The sequence below is a fragment of the Streptomyces sp. NPDC056835 genome, assembly GCF_042789485.1.
GTDB lineage: Bacteria > Actinomycetota > Actinomycetes > Streptomycetales > Streptomycetaceae > Streptomyces.
In genome coordinates this window covers 61,057-80,824 of sequence record NZ_JBHUBB010000006.1, presented here as the reverse complement: position 1 = coordinate 80,824, position 19,768 = coordinate 61,057, and the positions used below count along the sequence as shown (strand labels likewise).

General features: G+C 71.0%; 17 protein-coding genes. 16 read left to right on the top strand and 1 reads right to left on the bottom strand.

The window, feature by feature from the left end; genetic code table 11:
- The first annotated feature begins 64 nt into the window (after positions 1-64).
- Genes ACFRMN_RS08835 through ACFRMN_RS08820 form a run of 4 tightly spaced genes read left to right on the top strand, consistent with a single transcriptional unit; the run spans position 65 to position 5,013 of the window.
- Positions 65-673, top strand: coding sequence for a 2Fe-2S iron-sulfur cluster-binding protein (locus ACFRMN_RS08835; RefSeq protein ID WP_383015455.1), 609 nt, complete (start codon positions 65-67; stop codon positions 671-673).
- A complete protein-coding gene (locus ACFRMN_RS08830) occupies positions 670-1,662 on the top strand; it encodes an FAD binding domain-containing protein (protein WP_383015452.1) in 993 nt (330 codons plus the stop codon). The genes ACFRMN_RS08835 and ACFRMN_RS08830 overlap by 4 nt, the downstream gene beginning before the upstream one ends.
- Positions 1,659-3,869, top strand: coding sequence for a xanthine dehydrogenase family protein molybdopterin-binding subunit (locus tag ACFRMN_RS08825; protein ID WP_383015450.1), 2,211 nt, complete (start codon positions 1,659-1,661; stop codon positions 3,867-3,869). The genes ACFRMN_RS08830 and ACFRMN_RS08825 overlap by 4 nt, the downstream gene beginning before the upstream one ends.
- Positions 3,862-5,013: an XdhC family protein gene (locus ACFRMN_RS08820; protein WP_383015447.1), complete on the top strand. Its 1,152-nt coding sequence runs from the start codon at positions 3,862-3,864 to the stop codon at positions 5,011-5,013. The genes ACFRMN_RS08825 and ACFRMN_RS08820 overlap by 8 nt, the downstream gene beginning before the upstream one ends.
- 64 nt (positions 5,014-5,077) lie before the next feature.
- Here the strand turns inward: ACFRMN_RS08820 and ACFRMN_RS08815 are convergent, their stop codons facing one another.
- Positions 5,078-5,533, bottom strand: a complete 456-nt coding sequence (locus ACFRMN_RS08815; protein WP_383015444.1) for a MarR family winged helix-turn-helix transcriptional regulator — start codon at positions 5,531-5,533, stop codon at positions 5,078-5,080.
- A gap of 167 nt (positions 5,534-5,700) precedes the next feature.
- On the opposite strand from ACFRMN_RS08815, the gene ACFRMN_RS08810 reads away from it, so the two are divergent.
- From ACFRMN_RS08810 to ACFRMN_RS08755, 12 genes are all read left to right on the top strand, one after another.
- Positions 5,701-7,158, top strand: coding sequence for an MFS transporter (locus ACFRMN_RS08810; RefSeq protein ID WP_383015441.1), 1,458 nt, complete (start codon positions 5,701-5,703; stop codon positions 7,156-7,158).
- Between the two features lie 184 nt (positions 7,159-7,342).
- On the top strand, positions 7,343-8,389 hold the full coding sequence (locus tag ACFRMN_RS08805) for a LacI family DNA-binding transcriptional regulator (RefSeq protein ID WP_383015438.1): 1,047 nt from the start codon (positions 7,343-7,345) through the stop codon (positions 8,387-8,389).
- A gap of 14 nt (positions 8,390-8,403) precedes the next feature.
- Entirely contained in the window at positions 8,404-9,363 is a 960-nt protein-coding gene (locus ACFRMN_RS08800) for a carbohydrate ABC transporter permease (protein ID WP_383015435.1), read from the top strand.
- Positions 9,360-10,223: a carbohydrate ABC transporter permease gene (locus ACFRMN_RS08795; RefSeq protein WP_383015432.1), complete on the top strand. Its 864-nt coding sequence runs from the start codon at positions 9,360-9,362 to the stop codon at positions 10,221-10,223. Before ACFRMN_RS08800 ends, ACFRMN_RS08795 begins: the two co-directional genes overlap by 4 nt.
- Positions 10,223-11,542: an ABC transporter substrate-binding protein gene (locus ACFRMN_RS08790; RefSeq protein WP_383015429.1), complete on the top strand. Its 1,320-nt coding sequence runs from the start codon at positions 10,223-10,225 to the stop codon at positions 11,540-11,542. Before ACFRMN_RS08795 ends, ACFRMN_RS08790 begins: the two co-directional genes overlap by 1 nt.
- 37 nt (positions 11,543-11,579) lie before the next feature.
- Entirely contained in the window at positions 11,580-12,686 is a 1,107-nt protein-coding gene (locus ACFRMN_RS08785; RefSeq protein WP_383015427.1) for an ADP-ribosylglycohydrolase family protein, read from the top strand.
- Positions 12,687-12,745: 59 nt separating this feature from the next.
- Entirely contained in the window at positions 12,746-13,924 is a 1,179-nt protein-coding gene (locus ACFRMN_RS08780) for an ADP-ribosylglycohydrolase family protein (protein ID WP_383015815.1), read from the top strand.
- Complete coding sequence (locus tag ACFRMN_RS08775) at positions 13,921-15,093, top strand: ADP-ribosylglycohydrolase family protein (RefSeq protein WP_383015424.1); 1,173 nt, start codon at positions 13,921-13,923, stop codon at positions 15,091-15,093. Before ACFRMN_RS08780 ends, ACFRMN_RS08775 begins: the two co-directional genes overlap by 4 nt.
- Positions 15,093-16,490, top strand: a complete 1,398-nt coding sequence (locus ACFRMN_RS08770; RefSeq protein WP_383015421.1) for an ADP-ribosylglycohydrolase family protein — start codon at positions 15,093-15,095, stop codon at positions 16,488-16,490. Before ACFRMN_RS08775 ends, ACFRMN_RS08770 begins: the two co-directional genes overlap by 1 nt.
- Positions 16,491-16,551: 61 nt before the next feature.
- Positions 16,552-17,763 carry a CaiB/BaiF CoA transferase family protein gene (locus tag ACFRMN_RS08765; RefSeq protein ID WP_383015418.1) on the top strand — a complete coding sequence of 404 codons (1,212 nt, stop codon included), beginning with the start codon at positions 16,552-16,554 and terminating at the stop codon, positions 17,761-17,763.
- Positions 17,760-18,599: an HpcH/HpaI aldolase/citrate lyase family protein gene (locus ACFRMN_RS08760; RefSeq protein WP_383015414.1), complete on the top strand. Its 840-nt coding sequence runs from the start codon at positions 17,760-17,762 to the stop codon at positions 18,597-18,599. Before ACFRMN_RS08765 ends, ACFRMN_RS08760 begins: the two co-directional genes overlap by 4 nt.
- Positions 18,600-18,802: 203 nt before the next feature.
- Positions 18,803-19,765: an amidohydrolase family protein gene (locus tag ACFRMN_RS08755; protein WP_383015411.1), complete on the top strand. Its 963-nt coding sequence runs from the start codon at positions 18,803-18,805 to the stop codon at positions 19,763-19,765.
- Positions 19,766-19,768: the final 3 nt, after the last annotated feature.

Genomic DNA, 19,768 nt, shown 5'->3' with positions numbered 1-19,768 from the left:
CTCCCGGCCGTCTGCCGGGAACGTCTCGTTCGACGCGCATCAGCAATGCGAAAGAAGGCTGATCATGGCCCCAGCCCCCTTCTCGACGTCCAGCGCCATCACCCTGAACATCAATGGCGAGAAGTACACGCTGCCCGTCGACCATCGCACCACCCTGCTCGACGCCCTGCGTGAGCATCTTGATCTGACCGGCACCAAAAAGGGCTGTGACCAGGGCCAATGCGGTGCCTGTACGGTGCTCCTCGACGGGCGCCGGGCGGTTTCCTGCCTTCAGCTCGCGGTCGCGGCCGAAGGGCGCGCGATCACCACCATCGAAGGTGTGGCCGACGGTGAGCGGCTGCATCCGGTACAGCAGGCCTTTCTCGATCTCGACGGCTATCAGTGCGGTTACTGCACACCGGGGCAGATCTGTTCGGCGCTCGCGGTGATCGAGGAGCACGCGGCGGGCTGGCCGAGCGCCGTGACCGACGATGTCCGGCCCGAAGCGGGGGTGCCCGCGCTCACCGCCGAGGAGATCCGCGAGCGGATGAGCGGCAACCTGTGCCGCTGTGGCGCCTACGTGTCGATCGTGCGGGCGGTCGCGCGGGCGGCGGAGGCGGCCGAGGCCGAGGCCGAGACGGCAAAGGCCGAGACGGCCACGGTCGGGGCCGAGGTCAAGGAGGCGGCGGCATGAGGGAATTCGGCTACGAACGTGCCTTCGACGTCTCCGGCGCGGTCGCCCTGCTCGGCGCCGCTCCCGAGGCCCGCTTCCTGGGCGGCGGCACCAACCTCATCGACCTGATGAAGGCCGGTGTGGAAAGGCCCGCGCTGCTTGTCGACGTACGCGAACTCCCGCTTGACGGAATCGAGTTCACCCGCGACGGTGGGCTGCGCATCGGCGCGACCGTCACCAACAGCGATCTCGCGGCCCACCCCGACGTACGGCGTCACTACCCGGCATTGGCGCAGGCCGTCCTGGCCGGGGCCTCGGGACAGCTGCGCAACATGGCCACGGTCGGCGGGAATCTGCTCCAGCGGACCCGCTGCGGCTACTTCAGCGACCTCAGCGAACCGTGCAACAAGCGTGCCCCTGGCAGCGGTTGCCCCGCCCTCGCGGGTGAGCACCACAATCACGCGATCCTCGGCGCCTCCGAGCACTGCGTCGCCACCCATCCCTCGGACATGGCGGTCGCGCTCGCCGCCTTCGACGCCGTCGTCTCGTACGAAACGGCCGACGGACCGGGCGAGTCGCCGATCGCCGAGTTCTACCGGCCGGTGGGCGACACCCCACACATCGAGACCGCCCTGCCGCCCGGCGCGCTGATCACCGGCGTCACACTGCCGCCGGCCCCGGTCGCCGCGCACTCGCGGTACCGGAAGGTGCGCGAGCGCGCCTCGTACGCGTTCGCGATCGGCTCGATCGCCGCCGCGCTCGACGTCCGGGACGGCGCCGTACGCGAAGTGCGCCTGGCGTTCGGGGCGGTCGCGTCCCGGCCGTGGCGGGCCCGTGCGGCCGAGCGGGTACTGATCGGCGGCCCGGCGAGCGCGGAGGCGTTCGCCGCCGCCGCGGATGCCGAACTGGACGCCGCCGAGGCGCTTCCCGAGAACGGATACAAGGTGACGTTGACGCGCAACCTCGTCGTGGCCGTGCTGACCGAACTCACCGAGGAGGCGGCCCGATGACACCACCGGCACCGACGACACCGACCACGACGACCGGTATCTCCGCCGTGACGCGAGCCGTCGGCTCCGCCCACACCCGGGTGGAGGGCCGCGACAAGGTCACCGGGGCGGCCCGCTACGCCGGCGAGATCCCCTTCGCCGAACTCGCGCACGGCTGGCTGGTGTTGTCGACCGTCGCCCGCGGCCGTATCCGCTCCGTCGAGGACTCCCCCGTCCTTGCCATGCCCGGCGTCCTCACCGTGCTGCACCACGGGAACGCGCCGCGCGTCGAGACCGACTACATAGGCATCCTGGGCCGGCCGAACCCGGTCCTCGGGATCTTCCAGCACGACCGTGTCCCCTTCGCGGGATGGCCGGTGGCGCTGGTCGTGGCCGAGACGTCCGAGCAGGCCAGGGAGGCCGCCGAGGCGCTGGTGGTGCGCTACGACGAGGAGCCGCACGACGTCGCGTTCTTCGCCGGACACTCCGGCGCGTACACGCCGGAGAGCAACCCGATGGTCCAGGCGGAGACGGAGAAGGGGGACCTGGCGGCCCAGCTCGACGCGTCCGCCGTCGTCGTGGACGAGGAGTACACCACTCCTGAGGAGCACCACAACGCGATGGAGCCGCACGCGGCGACGGCCCGCTGGGACGGCGGGCGGCTCGACGTCCTCGACTCCAACCAGGGCAGCACCTGGGTGGCGACCGAACTCGCGAAGCTCTTCTCCCTCGACCCGGCCTCGGTACGGGTACGGTCCGAACATGTCGGCGGCGGCTTCGGGTCGAAGGGTCTCAGCCCGCACCAAGTGGCCGCGGTGATGGCCACGACCGTCCTTCACCGCCCGGTGCGTGTCGTGCTGACTCGCCGTCAGATGTTCTCTCTCGTCGGCTACCGCAGCCCCACGGCGCAGCGGATCAGGCTCGGCGCCGACGCCGACGGCCGACTGCGCGCCTTCGACCACCAGGCACTGAGTCTTACGTCGACCGTGCACGAATTCGTCGAGTCCAGCGCCGTGCTGGGACGCGTACTGTACGACGCCGACGCCCACCACACGCTCCACCGGCTCGTACGGCTCGACGTGCCGACCCCGTCCTGGATGCGCGCGCCGGGCGAGGCACCGGGATCCTTCGCCCTCGAATCCGCCCTGGACGAACTGGCCGAGAAGTGCGGCGTGGACCCGATCGCGCTGCGCGCGCGCAACGAACCCGAGACGGGCCCCGTGTCCGGGCTGCCGTTCAGCAGCCGCAATGTGCTCGCCTGCTTCGAGGAGGGCGCCCGCAGGTTCGGCTGGGCGGACCGTGACCCGTGTCCCGGTCTGCGCCGTGAGGGGCGCTGGCTGCTCGGCACCGGAACGGCGGCTTCCACCTACCCGTCAGGCGCCCGCCCCTCCACAGCGGCCGTGACCGCCGAGCCGGACGGTACCTTCACCGTGCGGATCAACGCGGCGGACATCGGGACCGGCGCGCGGACGGCGATGACCTCGGTCGCCGCGGACGCGCTGCGGGTGGCGCCCGACCGAATACGGGTGCGCATCGCGGACAGCGATCTCGGCCCGGCCATGTTCGCCGGCGGCTCGATGGGCACGCGCTCCTGGGCGTGGGCGGTGACGATCGCGGCGGACGAACTGCGGGAGCGGCTGGACCTGGGAGGCGGTATTCCGCCGGAGGGGATCACCGCCCGCTCGAACACGGCCGAGGCCATCGGCGCCCTCGCGAAGAAGGAACGGCACTCCTTCGGGGCGCAGTTCGCCGAGGTCGCGGTGGATGTCACCACTGGTGAGGTGCGCGTACGACGGCTGCTGGGCATCTACGCCGCGGGCACCATCGTCAACCCGCTCACGGCACGCGGCCAGTTCATCGGCGGAATGACCTGGGGGCTGTCCATGGCCCTCCACGAGGAGGCGATCAGGGACCAGGCCTCCGGCGGCCTCGTCGGCGCCGACCTCGCCGGCTATCACTTCGCCGCGCACGCCGACGTACCGCTCATCGAGGCGGACTGGGTGGACGACCCCGTCCCGGACGACCCGATCGGGATCAAGGGCGTCGGCGAGATCGGCGTCGTGGGCGTCGCCGCCGCCATCGCCAACGCGGTGTGGCACGCGACCGGCGTACGCCACCGGGACCTGCCGATCCGTCCGGACCGGGTCCTGCGTGCGGCGGAGGAAACCCGGCGTCAGGCGACGGACGAAGCCCGGCGTCAGGCGACGGAGGGAGCCCGGAGTGCTTGATATCGCCGAGGAGTTGAACCGCTGGTTCGAGGAGGGCCGCGACTTCGCCGTCGCCACCGTCGTGGCCGTCGGCGGCAGCGCGCCGCGCGGTCCCGGCGCCGCCCTGGCCGTCGACCGTCACGGCACCGCCATCGGTTCCGTCTCCGGCGGTTGCGTGGAAGGGGCGGTGTACGACCTGTGCGTCCAGGCGCTCCAGGACGGCCGTACGGTACGCGAACGGTTCGGATACAGCGACGAGGACGCCTTCGCCGTGGGACTCACCTGCGGTGGCGTCATCGACGTCCTGATCACGCCGGTACGCGCGGACGCGTCGGTGTTCAGGGCAGGGGTGTCGGCCGCGCACCGAGGAGAGGCAGCGGCACTCGCCCGGGTGGCCCGGGGCCCGGTCGAACTCCTCGGCAGGGCGCTGCTCGTCCACCCCGACGGGTCGTACGAGGGAAGCCTCGACGGTCATCCGGAACTGGACCGGACGGCGGCGGCGGAGGCCCGCGCGATGCTGGACTCCGGCCGCACCGGCAGCGTCGAGATCGCGGAGGACGGATCGCGCTGCCCGGGCGGCGTGACACTGTTCGTGGAGTCGAGGGTGCCACCGCCCCGGATGATCGTCTTCGGCGCCGTGGATTTCGCGACGGCGCTCGTACGGGCGGGCAAGTTCCTCGGCTATCACGTGACCGTGTGCGACGCGCGGCCGGTCTTCGCCACCCGCGTCCGCTTCCCCGAGGCCGACGAGCTCGTGGTCGACTGGCCGCACCGCTACCTCCGGCGTACCGCGACCGACGAACGAACCGTCCTGTGCGTGCTCACCCATGACGCCAAGTTCGACGTTCCTCTACTGGAGACGGCCCTGCGGCTGCCGGTCGCGTTCGTCGGCGCGATGGGCTCGCGCCGCACCCACGAGGACCGCGACCGGCGCCTGCGCGAAGTCGGCCTCAGCGAAGACGAGTTGGCGCGCCTGCGCTCCCCGATCGGGCTCGACCTCGGCGCCCGCACCCCCGAGGAGACCGCCCTGTCCATCGCGGCGGAGATCGTCGCGGCGCGCCGGGGCGGGACAGGGGTTCCGCTGACCGGTTCGGGGACGCCCATTCACCATGACATGGACGGAAGGGAGATGGGCGGGATCCGCTCCCGAGCGGCGGCGGCATGATCCGGCTCGCTCGTACGGCAGGCCGTCATGTTCCGAAAAGTGCCGCCCAGTGGTCCGTTCGGCGTCACACGCGGGGCCAGGGCCTGCCGCCGAGGCGTTCGATGTCGGTGTTGAAGCGCTTCAGATAGGCGGCGAAGGCGGCGATGTCCTCCTCCGGCCAATCAGCCATGACCCGGTCCAAGGAGCGGACGATGCCCTCCCTCTCCTCATCGAGTGCGCGTGCGCCCTCCGGCGTGATGCGGAACTTGCGGGCCATGCCACCGTCGGGATCCGGGATGCGCTCCGCGAGCCCGGCGCGTACTGTCGCGGCCGTTTGCCGGTTCAGAGTGGAGGCGTCGAGTCCGAAGGCGTCGCTGAGTTCACCGATCGACATCGGCCCCTGCAAGCGGATGCGGCTGAGCAGGATGTAGGCGCTGCGGTCCAGTACGCCGTCTTTGCGTCGTCCGCCTCTCTGGTTCAAGAACGTGTGGCGGCTGAGCAGCATCTGCTCGTACTCGACCTCGTGCGTGGCCCCGACCATGCGTATGACGCCTCCTGCCTCTCTCGCCCGTCATTGTCGCACCGCGGTCCGGACGACGACCCGCACTCCATCCTCACTCGTATGCACCATGCACGTAAAGTGCTTGTTGCACGCAGTATGTACGATGCACAAGCACTTTCCGGCCGCACAGTCATAGGAGTCCCCTGATGGACGCCCCACAGCACGCTTCCCGCTCGGGTGGCGTGGTCGCCACGCTGGCGCTCGCCGGCACCACGGCGGCGATCATGCAGACACTGGTCACGCCGCTCATCGCGGAGCTGCCGCAGATTCTGCACACCACGCCCTCGAACGCCACCTGGGTGATCACCACCACCCTCCTCGTGGCAGCCGTCTGCGTCCCGGTCGTCGGCCGCCTCGGTGACCTGATCGGCAAGCGCCGCATGCTGCTCGTCTGTTCGGTGCCGCTGATCGTGGGCTCGGTGGTGTGCGCGCTCTCCTCCTCCGTCGTCCCGATGATCATCGGGCGCGGGCTGCAGGGCATGGGGATGGGCATGGTGCCGCTGGGGATCGCTCTGCTGCGCGATGTCGTCCCGGCGGAGAAGCTCAGCTCGTCCATCGCGCTGGTGAGCGCCTCCATGGGGATCGGCGGCGGCCTCGGTCTGCCGATCGCCGCCGCGGTCGCCCAGTACGCGAACTGGCGGGTGCTCTTCTGGGGATCCGCCGTACTGGCCACGGCGATCGCGGTACTGATCTGGTTTCTGATCCCGAACGTGCCCGCCGCCGCCAAGGGGCAGCGTTTCGACGCGCCCGGTGCGCTCGGCCTCGGCGCAGGTCTGGTCTGTCTGCTGCTCGCGGTCTCCAAGGGAGCCGACTGGGGCTGGGGTTCGGGGACCACGCTCGGCCTGTTCGCCGCCGCCGTCGTACTTCTGATCGGCTGGGGCGCGTGGGAACTGCGTACGGCCGACCCGCTGGTCGACCTGCGCACCACGGCCCGCCCCCGGGTGCTGCTCACCAACGTCGCCTCGGTCTTCGTCGGTTTCGCCATGTACTCCGGCATGCTGGTGATGCCGCAGCTGCTGCAGTTCCCCGAGGCCACCGGTTACGGCCTGGGGCAGTCGATACTCGCGTCCGGTCTGTGGATGGCACCCGGTGGCGTGATGATGATGATCGTCTCCCCGCTCGGCGGCAAGCTGACCAACGCCTGCGGCCCGAAGGTCACCCTGCTCAGCGGAGTCCTGGTCATCGCCGCGGGGTACGGACTGTCACTCGCGCTGATGGGGTCCGCGTGGGGAATCATGCTGGCCATCATGGTGATCAACAGTGGTGTGGGCCTCGCCTACGGCTCGATGCCGGCACTCATCATGAGCTCCGTCCCGCTCTCGGAGACCGCCGCGGCGAACAGCTTCAACACACTCATGCGCTCCCTGGGCACCTCCATCGGCGCCGCCGTGATCGGCCTCGTCCTCTCCCAGATGACGACCAGCATCGGCGGCCGGAGCATCACATCGGAAGACGGCTTCCGTACCGGCCTGCTGATCGGCTGCGGCATCGCCGTGGTCTCCGCCGCGATCGCGGCCGTCATCCCGGCCGTGCGCCACCTCGCGGCCGGCCCGGAGAAGACCCCTTCGGCCCCCGAGCCGGAGAAGTCCGCCGCCGAGGCGTGAATCGGGTGGACATTGCGCGAGGGTGGACGCGGGCGGAAGCTCGCGTCCACCCTTCGTTATGAGATGCGTCACATTTACTGTCTATTGACGGCCGGGAAACGCGACAGCAATATCTGTAAACGTTTCCAGTAGCCGGAAACGTTTACAGAAACTCGGAAGTATTCGGACGCAAGGGGCCAAAGCGATGCCGAGGACACAGAGCAGCGGTCAGCCGACGATCGTGTCGATCGCCGAGCGCGCCGAGGTGTCCATCGCTTCGGTGTCCCGCGTTCTCAACGGCCTCGGCGCCCGCCGGGACACCGTCGAGAGGGTGGAGCGGGCCGCGGCCGAGCTGGGCTACGTACCCAACGCGGTGGCCCGCTCCCTCAAGGACGGCAGGACACGGCAGTTGACGTTCGCGATGCCCGACATCGGTAACCCCGTGTACGTCGCGATGGTCCGCGCCATCCAGTCCGTCACCAAGGCGGCCGGTTACCGGCTGCTGCTGCACTCCACCGACGCTGTGGTGGACGACGAACTAGCCGTGCTGCGCAGCCTGGGCGACCGCACCAGTGACGGTCTCATCATCTGCCCGATCCGGATCACGGACGAGCACGTCGAGGCGCTGCGCACCGCGGCCGGACCGGTCGTCGTCATCGGTTCGCTCCCCGACGACGTGCCCGTGGACAGCGTGCGCGCCGACTCCGTCGCGGGCGCCGCCCTGGCCGTGCGTCATCTGTACGAGACCGGCCGGCGCCGTATCGCCTTCGTCAACGGCCCTTCCGACACGGTGCCGGGCCGCAACCGGGACGAGGGGTTCCGTTCCGCCATGGCGGAACGCGGCCTCATGTACGACGACTCGCTCGTCGTACACACCGACTTCGGCATCGACTCGGGCGCCGAGGCCGCCGAGCGGCTGCTTGCCGACAGTGCCTGCCGGCCCGACGCCGTGTTCTGCGCGAACGACCAACTGGCACTCGGCGTCGCCCGTGCCCTGCACTCCAGGGGCCTGCGCATCCCCGAGGACGTCGCCGTCGCGGGAATGGACGACAGCCTCCTCGCGCAGGCCGGCTGGCCTCCGCTGACCAGCGTCGACCTGGGTTCCACCGAGCGCGGCCGACACGCGGCCGAACTCCTGCTGGAGCGCCTTGGCACAGCTGACGACACGCGCCCCACAGCCCCCCGCACCACCACTGCCCCTCCCCGCCTCGTCGTCCGCGCCTCCACCGCGCCGACGGCAGCCAATAGCTAGAGGACGAGGTCCCCATGAGTTTCACCGCCTCCCGGGCCAAGGCCGTCCCGGGCAGCCGCGGCACCCCACCGCCCCGCACCCCAGCCCAGCGCAAACAGGCCCTCGGCCTGGACCGGGACGCCTGGTTCCTGCTCCTCCCCGCGCTGATCCCGATCCTGGTGCTCAGCGTGGGCCCGCTCCTGTACGGCGTCTCGCTCGCGTTCACCGACGCGCAGGCGGGACGTACGGCGGCCACCCAGTTCATCGGGCTGGACAACCTGCTCGACCTGCGCCACGACTCGCTGTTCTGGGAGTCCTTCCGCATCGGTCTCATCTGGGCGGTGTCCGTGACGGCGCTGCAGTTCGCGCTGGGCATGGGCCTCGCGCTGCTGCTCAACCAGAATCTGCGTTTCCGCTGGCTGGCCCGGACGCTGGCGCTCGTACCATGGGCGATGCCCGAGGTCGTCGTCGGCATCATGTGGCGGCTCGTGTATCACTCCGACGCCGGTGTCCTGAACAAGACGCTCACCCAGCTCGGCCTCCTCCACGAGAACGTCGACTGGCTCGCCGACCTCTCCTACGCGCTGCCCGCGGTCATAGCCGTCGGCGTGTGGGCGGGCATGCCGCAGACCACGGTCGTTCTCCTGGCCGGTCTGCAGAACGTTCCGCACGAACTGCGTGAGGCCGCCCAGCTGGACGGCGCCGGCCTCTGGCGCCGCTTCACCACGGTCACCTGGCCCGCGCTCAAGCCGGTCGTCCTCGCGATCACTTCCCTGAACTTCATCTGGAACTTCAATTCCTTCGGTCTGGTGTACGTCCTCACGCAGGGCGGCCCGGGCGGGCAGACGCGGCTTCCGATGCTCTTCGCCTACGAAGAGGCCTTCAAATACGGGCAGTTCGGCTATGCCGCCGCCATGGGCCTGGTCATGGTCGCCGTGATCGCGGTCCTGCTCACCCTGTTCCTGCGCAAGAAGCTGAAGGAGGACGCGGCATGAGCGCGACGTCTGCCCTGCCCAAGGTCCGGGCCCTGCGCGCCGCGGGCCGCACCGGCCAGTACCTGGCGCTGCTGTGTTTCCTGGTCTTCCTGGCCTTCCCGCTCCTCTGGCTGCTGTCCACGTCCTTCAAGTCGCCCCAGGAGCTGGGCTCGATCAGCCCGACGTGGCTGCCGGTCGACCCCGGTCTCGGCAACTACCGCGCCGCGTTCGACGCGCAGCCACTGCTCCACTCGGCGCTCAACAGCCTGCTCGTGGCGGTCAGCGCCTCGGTCATCTCGGTATCGATCGCCGTCCCGGCCGCGTATGTGATGGTCCGCTACAGAACGCGGGTCAGCCAGGCAGGCACCGTCTGGATCCTGGTGAGCCAGATGTTCCCGTTCGTGCTGGTGATCATCCCGCTGTTCCTGGTCCTGAAGAATCTGCACCTGATCAACAGCCTCGCCGGCCTGATCATCGTGTACGTCGTCTGGAACCTGCCCTTCTCGCTGTGGATGCTCCAGGGCTATGTCAAGTCGGTGCCGCGCTCCCTGGAGGAGGCCGCGGCGATGGACGGCGCGGGCCGGCTGCGCACGCTCGTCAGCGTGGTCCTGCCGCTCCTCGCGCCCGGCCTGGTGGCGACGCTGATGTTCTCCTTCGTCACCGCCTGGAACGAGTTCTTCTTCGCCCTCGTGCTCCTCAAGTCTCCGGAGAACCAGACGATGTCCGTGATCCTGACCCACTTCATCGGCACCGAGGGCGTGGCGGACCTGGGCCCGCTGGCGGCGGCCTCGGTCCTCGCGACCATCCCCAGTCTGCTCTTCTTCGCGCTGCTCCAGCGCCGGCTCGTGGGCGGCATGCTCAGCGGGGCGGTGAAGGGCTGATGCGTATGCGTATGAAGCGGCTGAGCGCCTGCGCCGCCACCGCCCTCGCGCTGACCCTGGTCGCCGGCTGCACCGGCTCGGGGCCGGACTCCTCCGAGGGCCGGATCACCCTTGATTTCCTCAGCCTGGCCTGGCAGAAGGAGTCCGTCGACGCCAACAAGGCGCTGGTGGAGCAGTGGAACGCGACCCACCCGGATATCCAGGTCAGATACGTGCAGGGCAGCTGGGACAACATCCACGACCAGCTCCTCACCTCCTTCGAGGGCGGTGAGGCTCCCGACATCATCCACGACGACGCCTCCGACCTCACGGACTTCGCGAACGGCGGTTACCTCGCCGACCTCAGCGACTATCTGCCGAAGTCACTGCGTGAGGACATCCCGCGGGCCTCCTGGGACACCACGGCCTACGGCAAGGGAACGTACGGCGTCCCGTTCGTCCAGGAGCCACGCGTCCTCATCGCCGGCACGGAACTTCTCCACCAGTCGCGGGTCCGCATCCCCACGCCCCAACGTCCCTGGTCCTGGGACGAGTTCGAGGACGTGAGCAAGAAGCTGACACGCGACAAGAACAACGACGGCAAGACCGACCAGTACGGCGTGGCCTGGTCGATGAAGGAGCCGGTCGCCCAGTCCGTCAACCTGTCGCTGTCCACCGGCGGCAAGATCTTCTACCAGGACGCGGACGGCAAGAACGAGATCCGCTACGACAGCGCCGACTCCTCCGTCGCACGGCTGATCGACCGACAGGTCAACGAGGACCGGACCGCGCCCAAGAACGGCCTCGGTATGTCGGGTTCGGACACCCTGCCCGGCTTCTTCGCGGGCCGCTACGCGATGCTTCCGCTCAACTTCTCCTTCCGCCAGCAGGTACAGCAGCAGGCTCCCAAGGGATTCGACTGGACAGTCCTGCCGATGCCCAGCGGCGAGGGGGAGCCCACGCAGGGCACGATCCCGCAGACCCTCTCGGTCTCCGAGGACAGCGCGCACAAGCGGGCGGCGGTCGACTTCATCGCCTTCCTGAACCAGCCCGAGCACCAACTGCGACTGGCACGCGGCGACTGGCTGTTGCCCACCAGCACCAAGGCCCTGAAGGACCCGTCCCTCAACACCGACACATACGGGTGGAGGACCGGCGCCGCCATCGCGGCCGGTCTGCGCCCGTCCCCGGTGCTCGGGGTGCGCGGCTACGCGGAGTGGAAGGACAAGATCGCGACCCCCGCCTACCAGGAGTACTACAACAACGCGTTCGGCATCGCGGAACTACGCGAACGCCTGGCGGACGACGGCAACCGCATCCTCGACCGCTATCAGCGCTGAACCCGAGCACAACCCCAGAAAAGAGCACGAACCCACCATGAGTGTCAGGCTCGACTCCGATCCCGCCCCGCCGGCCGAGGGCGCACCGGATGCCCGCGGGCGCCGTACCATCCCCCTCTCCCGGTCCGCCGCGGCGGTTCCGCTCCGGGATCGCGCCCGCGGCGCCCTGCTCGGCCTCGCCGTCGGCGACGCGCTCGGCGCGCCGGCCGAGAACATGAAGCCCTCCCAGATCCGCGAGCGCTGGGGCCGTATCCAAGGCTTTGTCTCCGACGACCCGGCCGGTACGGACGACACCGAGTACGCGATCTTCTCGGGGCTGCTCCTCGCCGACCACGGCTCCGCGCTCACCATGGCCCATGTCGAGGCGGCCTGGCACGAGGGGATCGCCGACCGCGACGAAGGACCTTTCAAGGGAGCCGGGTTCAGCGAGCGCGGCACCCTGGAGAACCTGCGCCGCGGCCTCGCCGCGCCCATCTCCGCTCAGCACCGGCACGCCTGGAGCGACGGTCTCGCCATGCGCGCCGCGCCCTTCGGGGTGTACGCGGCCGGGCGTCCGGCCGAGGCGGCCCGCCTGGTCGCGATCGACGGCACGGTGTCGCACGACGGCGAAGGCATCCTCGGCGGCCGGGCGGTGGCGGCGGGGGTCGCCGCGGCCATGGTCAGCCACTCCCCGGACGCGGTCGTCCAGGCCGCGCTCTCCGTCGTACCGGACGACTCGTGGACGGCCCGCTCACTGCACCGCGCGGTGTCGGCGGCACGCCGGGCTCGCCGCGACCCCGACTCCACCCAGCTGTCGAGGGAGCGAGGAGTGCGCAAGGCCGTCGTCATCGGCGGCTATCCGTGGACGGACCTGGCGCCCGAGGCGGTGGGCCTGGCGTTCGGCGCGTTCGCGGTGGCCCGGGGCGACTTCCGCGAGTCGGTCCTGATCGCCGTCAACATGGGCCGCGACGCCGACACCACCGCCGCCGTGGCGGGCGCCCTCGCCGGCGCCCTGCGCGGCGAGTCCGCGATCCCCGCCGACTGGGCGGACACGATCGGCCCCGTACGCGGCAGCTGCCTCCCGTCCATGGCCGGACGGCACATCCTCGATATCGCGGACCGGTTGACGCCCACCGCACCGGACCGGGCGGGGACGACGGCGTGACGAGACGCCGGGACCTCGCCGCCGTACCGTCCCGTACCACCGAAAGGCCCCTCATCCCCATGCTCCCCGCACCGGCGGACGCCACCCACCGCATCGAGGGCCTGCTCCTCGGCATCGCCGCGGGTGACGCCGCCGGATGGCCCTCCGGGCGGCACCGCGCCGCCCGGCTGCCCGACTGGACGCGCCGTCTCACCCGCGAACTGGACACCTTCGCCGAGCAGAACGCGACGACGACCCTGCCGGTCCCGATCGCGCTGAACCAGCCCCCCGAGCCGCTGCGCCTCGGCCCGTCCGACGACGCGGAGTGGGCGGCCTTCACCGCGCACTCCGTCCTCGGCGCCTACGCCGACGGGCTCGGGGACCTCCCCGCCGACCAGCGCGTACGCTCCGCGCTCTCGCTCGCGTGGAACACCCTCGCGGACGAGATAGCGGCGGCGGCGGACCGCGCGGACGAGATCGAGTCGGCCGAGATGCCGCTGCGCGCGCGCATCTCCGTACGGGCCGGCCTGGGCAACCTCGCCGCCGGTCTACGGCCGCCCGCGACGGGCCACGACAACCCGCACTACTTCGATGACGCGGCCTGCGTACGCGCCGCGGTCCTCGCGGTCGTCCACCCCGGCGAACCGGAACTCGCCGCCGAGCTGGCCGAGTTCGACGCGCGCTACACCCAGGACGGCGACGGCGTGCACGGCGCCCGCGCCATGGCGGCGGCCGTCTCCGCGGCGCTCGGCGGCGCGCCCGTCGACACCTGCGTGGACGCGGCCCTCACCCAACTGCCTGAGGGCACCGAGATTCACCGCAACGCGGTACGAGCCGTCGACCTGGCCCGCACCGCGGTGACCGCGCACCCCGGCCTGCCCGGCAACGCGTTCGCCCTCGTACCCGTTCTGGAACACGAGATCGTCGACCACGTCTACAGCTACGGCATCGCCGCGGCCGAGACGGTGCCCGTCGCCCTCGCCGTCGCCACGGCGGCGGCCGGAGCCGTCAGCGAAGCGGTCCCCACCGCGGCCTGTCTCTCCCGCGTCGCCGACTCGGCCCCCGCCCTGGCCGGCGCCCTCACCGGCGCGCTCGGCGGCGGCGACGCGTTCCCGGAGAGCTGGCGTGCGGCCTGCCGCACACTCGCGGGCTGCGCGCTGCCGCGCCTGGCGGGAACCGACCTGATCGGCCTGGCGGAGCGCCTGGCCACCATGAGCAGCCCGACCGACTCCCCCTCTCCCGAAGGAATCCTGGCATGACCACGCCCAGCAGCCCGACGACCCCTGTCCCTTCCCTGGAGGACCGCACCACCGGCGCCCTCGTCGGAGCCGCCGTGGGCGACGCACTCGGCGGTCCGGTCGAGGGCTGGACCCCGGAGGCCATCGCCGAGCGGCACGGCGGCCGGGTGCGCGGCATCGTGGCACCGTTCTACAAGGACGAGTGGAAGACCGCGCGGCCCATCGCGCCGTACCACAAGGGCGACGGCCACGTCACCGACGACACCTTGATGACCCACGCCCTGATCCGTGTCTACGAGAAGGTCCGCGACCACCTCGACGCGTACGCGGTCGCCGACCATCTGGTCCCCGACCTGATCACCAACCCCCGCTGGATCCCGGAGCTGGAGGCCGAGGCACTTCCGCTCCAGCGCATCTTCCTCGCGGAGAAGTGGATCGTCGCCCGTATCCACTACGGACACGTCGACCCGCGCGAGGCGGGCGTCGGCAATATCGTCAACTGCGGTGCGGCGATGTACATGGCGCCGGTCGGCGTGGTCAACGCGGGCAACCCGCTGAAGGCGTACGAGGAGGCGCTGGAGGTCGCGGGCGCGCACCAGTCGTCGTACGGCCGCGAGGCGGCGGGTGTCTTCGCGGCGGCGGTGGCCTCCGCGTTCACGCCGGGCGCGACGCCCGGGTCCGTCGTCGAGGACGTCCTGAAGCTCGCGAAGGACGGCACGAAGTCGGCGATCGAGGCGGTGTGCGACGTGGCCGCGCGCTACGACGACTTCGAGGACGCGCTGGCCCCGCTGCGCGAGGCGGTGGCTCCGTTCGACACGGTTGGCCCCGACTATCGCACGCCGTCCCTCGGCGCCCGCCGCCCCTCCCGTCTGCACTCCATCGAGGAACTGCCCATCGCCCTGGGCATGTTGCTGGTGGGCCGCGGCGACTTCCGGCACACGGTGCTCGGCTCGGTCAACTACGGCCGCGACTGCGACTCGATCGCCACGATGAGCGGCGCGATCGTCGGCGCCCTGTACGGCGAGGAGTCGGTGCCCAAGGAGTGGAGCACGGAGATCGCACGGGCCAGCAGGCTGGATCTGCACGCCCCGGCACTCTCCCTCGCCCGGGTCACGCGCGAGGTGTACGCCCGTGACCTGGAACGGCGCCGCGCCCACGAGGCCGCCTTCACGACGCTCGCGGGGTTCTGATGCTGCGTCTGACCTGGGTACAGCCCGAGGACCTGATCGGGCACGAGTTGCGCCAGGCGGCCCAGGACGGCCGTGACGCGACGGAGATCGAACGCCGCTGGATCGCGGCGGGCGGCCACCCGGCGCCGGAGCGAGCCGGCGCGTCACCGGAACCGGCCTCACCCGAACTCAGAGCGCTCGCCCAGGCGTTGCTGGATGAACTGGCGCGGCTCCCGTCCCCCCTCGCGGCGGCGGAACCGACCGTGTTCCAGGCCCGTACGGTACGTGACGACGAGCCGTACGGGCGGCGACCGGAGCCGGAGCCGCGATCGGAGAAGGACCCGCGATCGGAGACCGACCGCCTGCACGCGGCCTGGCTGGGCCGGGCTGTCGGCTGCGTCCTGGGCAAGCCCGTCGAGAAACTTCCCCTCGACGGTATCCGCGCCATCGCCCGCTCCACCGGCAACTGGCCCCTCAACACCTGGTTCACCGAACAGAACCTCGACCCGCGGATCGCGGCGGCGTACCCCTGGAACCGCCGCTCCCGCCCCACCTCCCTCGCCGAGAACATCGACGGCATGCCGGAGGACGACGACCTCAACTACCCGCTCCTGGGCCTGCTGCTGCTCCAGCGCCACGGCCACGACTTCACCACGGACGACGTGGCGAAGCTGTGGCTGGACGAACTCCCGGCGGCCCGTACGTTCACCGCGGAGCGCGTCGCCTACCGCAACCTCCTGGACGGCCTGGAGCCACCGCACACGGCGACGCACCACAACCCGTTCCGCGAGTGGATCGGCGCTCAGATCCGGGCGGACGTCTTCGGCTGGACGAACCCGGGCGACCCGGCGAGGGCCGCCGAACTCGCCCGCAGGGACGCGATGTTGTCGCACACGGCGAACGGCGTGTACGGCGAGATGTTCGTGGCGGCGGCGATCGCCCACGCGGCCGGCCCCGCCCCCACCACGATCCACGAAACCCTCGCGACCGCACTGGCCCACATCCCGCCGCACTCCCGCTACGCGCGCGCGATCCGCTTCGGCACCGAGACGGCGCGGGCGGAACACACCGGCACTCCGGCCGGGTTCGAGCGGGTCGCCGACGCCCTGCACGCCCGCTACGCCCATGACCACCACTGGGTGCACGTGCTGCCGAACGCCGCCCTGCTCGCCGCCGCGCTCACCCACGCCGACGGCGACTTCACGGGCTCCATCTGCCGTGCGGTGTCGGGTGGCTGGGACACCGACTCCAACGGCGCGACCGCCGGTTCGATCGCGGGCCTGCTCGCGGGCAGCCCCGGGGCGCTCGGTGAGCGCTGGACGGCCCCGCTGAAGAACCGCCTCGCCACCACGGTCGGCGGCTTCGACGGCATCGGCTTCGACGAACTGGCCCGCCTCACCCTGGAGGTCCGCGCATGACACGTCCGACCGCCCTCGGCCCGGCCACCATGTCCGCGGTCGCCCACGTACGGAAGGCACGATGAACGAGACCCCGCTCCCCCGGCACGACGGCCCGCTGAAGGGCCTGCGCGTCCTCGATCTGGCAACGCTCTTCGCCGGCCCCCTGTGCGCCACGATGCTCGGTGACTTCGGCGCCGAGGTGATCAAGGTGGAGCACCCCGGCAAGCCGGACCCGTCCCGCGGCCACGGCCCGTCGAAGGACGGCATCGGCCTGTGGTGGAAGCTGCTGGGACGCAACAAGAAGAACCTCACGCTCGACCTGTCCACCACCGGCGGCCGGGACGTGCTCCTCAAACTGGTCGCCGAGTCCGACGTCCTCATCGAGAACTTCCGCCCCGGCACCCTGGAGAAGTGGAGCCTCGGCTGGGACGAGCTGTCGGCCGCCAACCCCCGCCTCGTCCTGGCGCGTATCACCGGCTTCGGCCAGTTCGGCCCGTACTCCAGGCGCCCGGGATTCGGCACCCTGGCCGAGGCGATGAGCGGCTTCGCGGCGATCACCGGGCAGCCGGACGGTCCACCGACGCTGCCGCCGTTCGGTCTCGCCGACTCGATCGCCGCGCTCTCCACCTCGTACGCGGTGATGGCCGCCCTGCGCGGCCGCGACGGGACGGGCCGCGGCCAGGTCGTCGACATGGCGATCATCGAGCCGATGCTGACGGTCCTCGGCCCGGCGCCCCTCTGGTACGACCAGCTCGGCTACGTACAGCCGCGCACAGGCAACCGCTCCACGAACAACGCGCCGCGCAACACCTATCGCACCGGCGACGGCAAGTGGGTCGCGGTCTCGACCTCCGCGCAGTCGATCGCGGAGCGGGTGATGCGTCTGGTCGGCAGGCCCGAGTTCATCGGCGAGGACTGGTTCGCCACGGGCTCCGGCCGTGCCGCGCACGCCGACGAGCTGGACGAGGCGGTCGGCTCGTGGATCGCGGCGCACACCCGCGACGAGGTCGTGACGGCCTTCGAGAACGCGGAGGCGGCCATCGCCCCGATCTACGACATCCGCGATGTGATGGCCGATGAGCAGTACCGGGCACTCGACTCGATCACCGAGCTGCCCGACCCGGACTTCGGCACGGTGAAGATGCAGAACGTACTGTTCCGTCTCTCCGAGACCCCGGGCTCCATCAAGTGGACCGGGCGCCCGCACGGCGCGGACACGGACGAGATCCTTGCCGGACTCGGCCTGACGGACACGGAGATCACGACGCTGCGCTCGGCAGGTGCGGTATGACGGACCCTGCGTATCTGACCTGGCTGTACGTTCCCGGTGACCGCCCCGGCGTCGTCGCCAAGGCCCTCGGCTCCGGGGCCGACGTGGTGCTTGTCGACCTGGAGGACGCGGTCGCCCCCGACCGCAAGGGCTACGCCCTCGACGCCACCGCCGAACTCCTCGCCGACAAGCACGAGGTGCCGGTCCACGTCCGCGTCAACGCCCTCGACGGGCCCCTCGCCGAGCGGGAGATACGCCGTCTCACCCCGCTGCCGGGCCTGGACGCGCTGCGTCTGCCGAAGGTGAGCGGCCCGGACGACATCACCCGCGTCCTGGACTGGGCGGTCGACGTGCCGCCCCTGTACGCCCTGCTGGAGTCGGCCCTCGGTATCGAGCACGCCTACACCATCGCCGGCCATCCGGCTGTGCACGGCATCGCGCTCGGCGAGGCGGACCTGCGCGCCGAGCTCGGTGTCACGGCCCCGGCGGGCCTCGCCTGGCCGCGCGGTCGCGCGGTGGTCGCGGCGCGTGCCGCGCGGCTGCCGCCCCCGCCGCAGTCGGTGTACCCGGACGTCCGCGACACCGAGGGCCTGGCCCGCTCCTGCGCCGAGGGCCGCGCGCTGGGCTTTCTGGGCCGCACGGCGATCCATCCGAGGCAACTCCCGGTGATCGAGGAGGCTTTCCTGCCGACGGAGCGTGAGGTGGCGGCGGCCCGCGAGATCGTCCGGACGGCGGCGGCGGACGCGGGCGCCCTGGCGCTCCCCGACGGCCGCTTCGTGGACGCGGCCGTCGTCGCCGACGCACGCCGGGTGCTGACACTGACGGAACGACGGAACACCACGACCGCGGCGCCCTGAGGCGTACGCCGTAGAGCGGCGGCTCTTCGCTGTGCCGGACGCGCGTCACCCGCGGCGTCCGCCGCGTGCGCCGGGGTGCCAAGCGGCCCAGCCCCGCTTTGCGGCCGGCACCGGCGTCCCCCATATTCGGAACAGCACGCCCGCACAGCACCTCCGCACACACGGCCTCGCCGCCGACGGCCATGGCGAAGACGGGATCCACTATGAAGATCATCGCGCTTGAGGAAGCCTTCAGCGTGCCCGGCATGGCCACCGCCGGTGCGTCCCTCCACCAGCCGTCGAACTTCCGGCCCAGCGTGCTGGCCGAGTTCGAGCGCCGGCTGCCTGACTTCAACGAACTGCGCCTCAAGGACATGGACGAGCACGGCGTCGACATGCAGGTGCTGTCCCTGACCAATCCCGGCGTACAGATGCAGCCGGACGCCGCCATCGCCGTCTCGGACGCGCAACTGGCCAACGACGTGCTCGCGGGCGTCATCAACGACCACCCCACCCGGTTCGCGGGGCTCGCCGCGATGCCCCTACAGGATCCCGCCGCCGCCGTTCGCGAACTCGACCGCGCCGTGAACGACCTCGGCCTGTCCGGCGTCCTCGTCAACGGCCACACCCTGGGCCACTACCTCGACGAACCCCAGTTCCGTGTCTTCTGGGAAGCGCTCACCGGACAGGACGTGCCGCTGTATCTGCACCCCAACAGCGCGCCCCTGGGCTGGTCGGTGTTCGAGGGCCGTCCCGAGCTGATCGGGCCGACCTACGCGTGGACCATCGAGACCGGCGCCCACGCGCTCCGCCTGATCTGCAGTGGACTGTTCGACCAGTTCCCCACCGCCAAGGTCATCCTCGGCCACATGGGTGAGATGCTGCCCTTCCACCTGTCCCGGGTCGACACCCGCCTGTGCTACCTCGACTCCGACGTGAAGCTGGCCAAGAAGCCCTCCGAGTACTTCATCGACAACTTCCACATCACCACCAGCGGCGTCATGGCCACCAGCGCCCTGCTGGGGGCCGTCCTCGCGATCGGTATCGACAACGTCTGTTTCGCCATCGACTACCCGTACGAGTCGAGCACCCAGGCCACCGATTTCCTCCGCGCCCTCCCTCTCAGCGACGCCGACCTCGGCAAAATCGCCCATGGCAACGCCGAGCGCCTTCTGCACCTCGGCTGACAG

Excerpts from the sequence above, each read along its gene's own strand:
- ACFRMN_RS08790 (WP_383015429.1), top strand. The coding sequence starts at position 10,223 with ATGCGTATGCGTATGAAGCGGCTGAGCGCCTGCGCCGCCACCGCCCTC.
- ACFRMN_RS08780 (WP_383015815.1), top strand. The coding sequence starts at position 12,746 with ATGCTCCCCGCACCGGCGGACGCCACCCACCGCATCGAGGGCCTGCTC.
- ACFRMN_RS08760 (WP_383015414.1), top strand. The coding sequence starts at position 17,760 with ATGACGGACCCTGCGTATCTGACCTGGCTGTACGTTCCCGGTGACCGC.
- ACFRMN_RS08770 (WP_383015421.1), top strand. The coding sequence starts at position 15,093 with ATGCTGCGTCTGACCTGGGTACAGCCCGAGGACCTGATCGGGCACGAG.
- ACFRMN_RS08805 (WP_383015438.1), top strand. The coding sequence starts at position 7,343 with ATGCCGAGGACACAGAGCAGCGGTCAGCCGACGATCGTGTCGATCGCC.
- ACFRMN_RS08775 (WP_383015424.1), top strand. The coding sequence starts at position 13,921 with ATGACCACGCCCAGCAGCCCGACGACCCCTGTCCCTTCCCTGGAGGAC.
- ACFRMN_RS08825 (WP_383015450.1), top strand. The coding sequence starts at position 1,659 with ATGACACCACCGGCACCGACGACACCGACCACGACGACCGGTATCTCC.
- ACFRMN_RS08815 (WP_383015444.1), bottom strand. The coding sequence starts at position 5,533 with ATGGTCGGGGCCACGCACGAGGTCGAGTACGAGCAGATGCTGCTCAGC.
- ACFRMN_RS08835 (WP_383015455.1), top strand. The coding sequence starts at position 65 with ATGGCCCCAGCCCCCTTCTCGACGTCCAGCGCCATCACCCTGAACATC.
- ACFRMN_RS08785 (WP_383015427.1), top strand. The coding sequence starts at position 11,580 with ATGAGTGTCAGGCTCGACTCCGATCCCGCCCCGCCGGCCGAGGGCGCA.
- ACFRMN_RS08795 (WP_383015432.1), top strand. The coding sequence starts at position 9,360 with ATGAGCGCGACGTCTGCCCTGCCCAAGGTCCGGGCCCTGCGCGCCGCG.
- ACFRMN_RS08755 (WP_383015411.1), top strand. The coding sequence starts at position 18,803 with ATGAAGATCATCGCGCTTGAGGAAGCCTTCAGCGTGCCCGGCATGGCC.
- ACFRMN_RS08765 (WP_383015418.1), top strand. The coding sequence starts at position 16,552 with ATGAACGAGACCCCGCTCCCCCGGCACGACGGCCCGCTGAAGGGCCTG.
- ACFRMN_RS08810 (WP_383015441.1), top strand. The coding sequence starts at position 5,701 with ATGGACGCCCCACAGCACGCTTCCCGCTCGGGTGGCGTGGTCGCCACG.
- ACFRMN_RS08800 (WP_383015435.1), top strand. The coding sequence starts at position 8,404 with ATGAGTTTCACCGCCTCCCGGGCCAAGGCCGTCCCGGGCAGCCGCGGC.
- ACFRMN_RS08830 (WP_383015452.1), top strand. The coding sequence starts at position 670 with ATGAGGGAATTCGGCTACGAACGTGCCTTCGACGTCTCCGGCGCGGTC.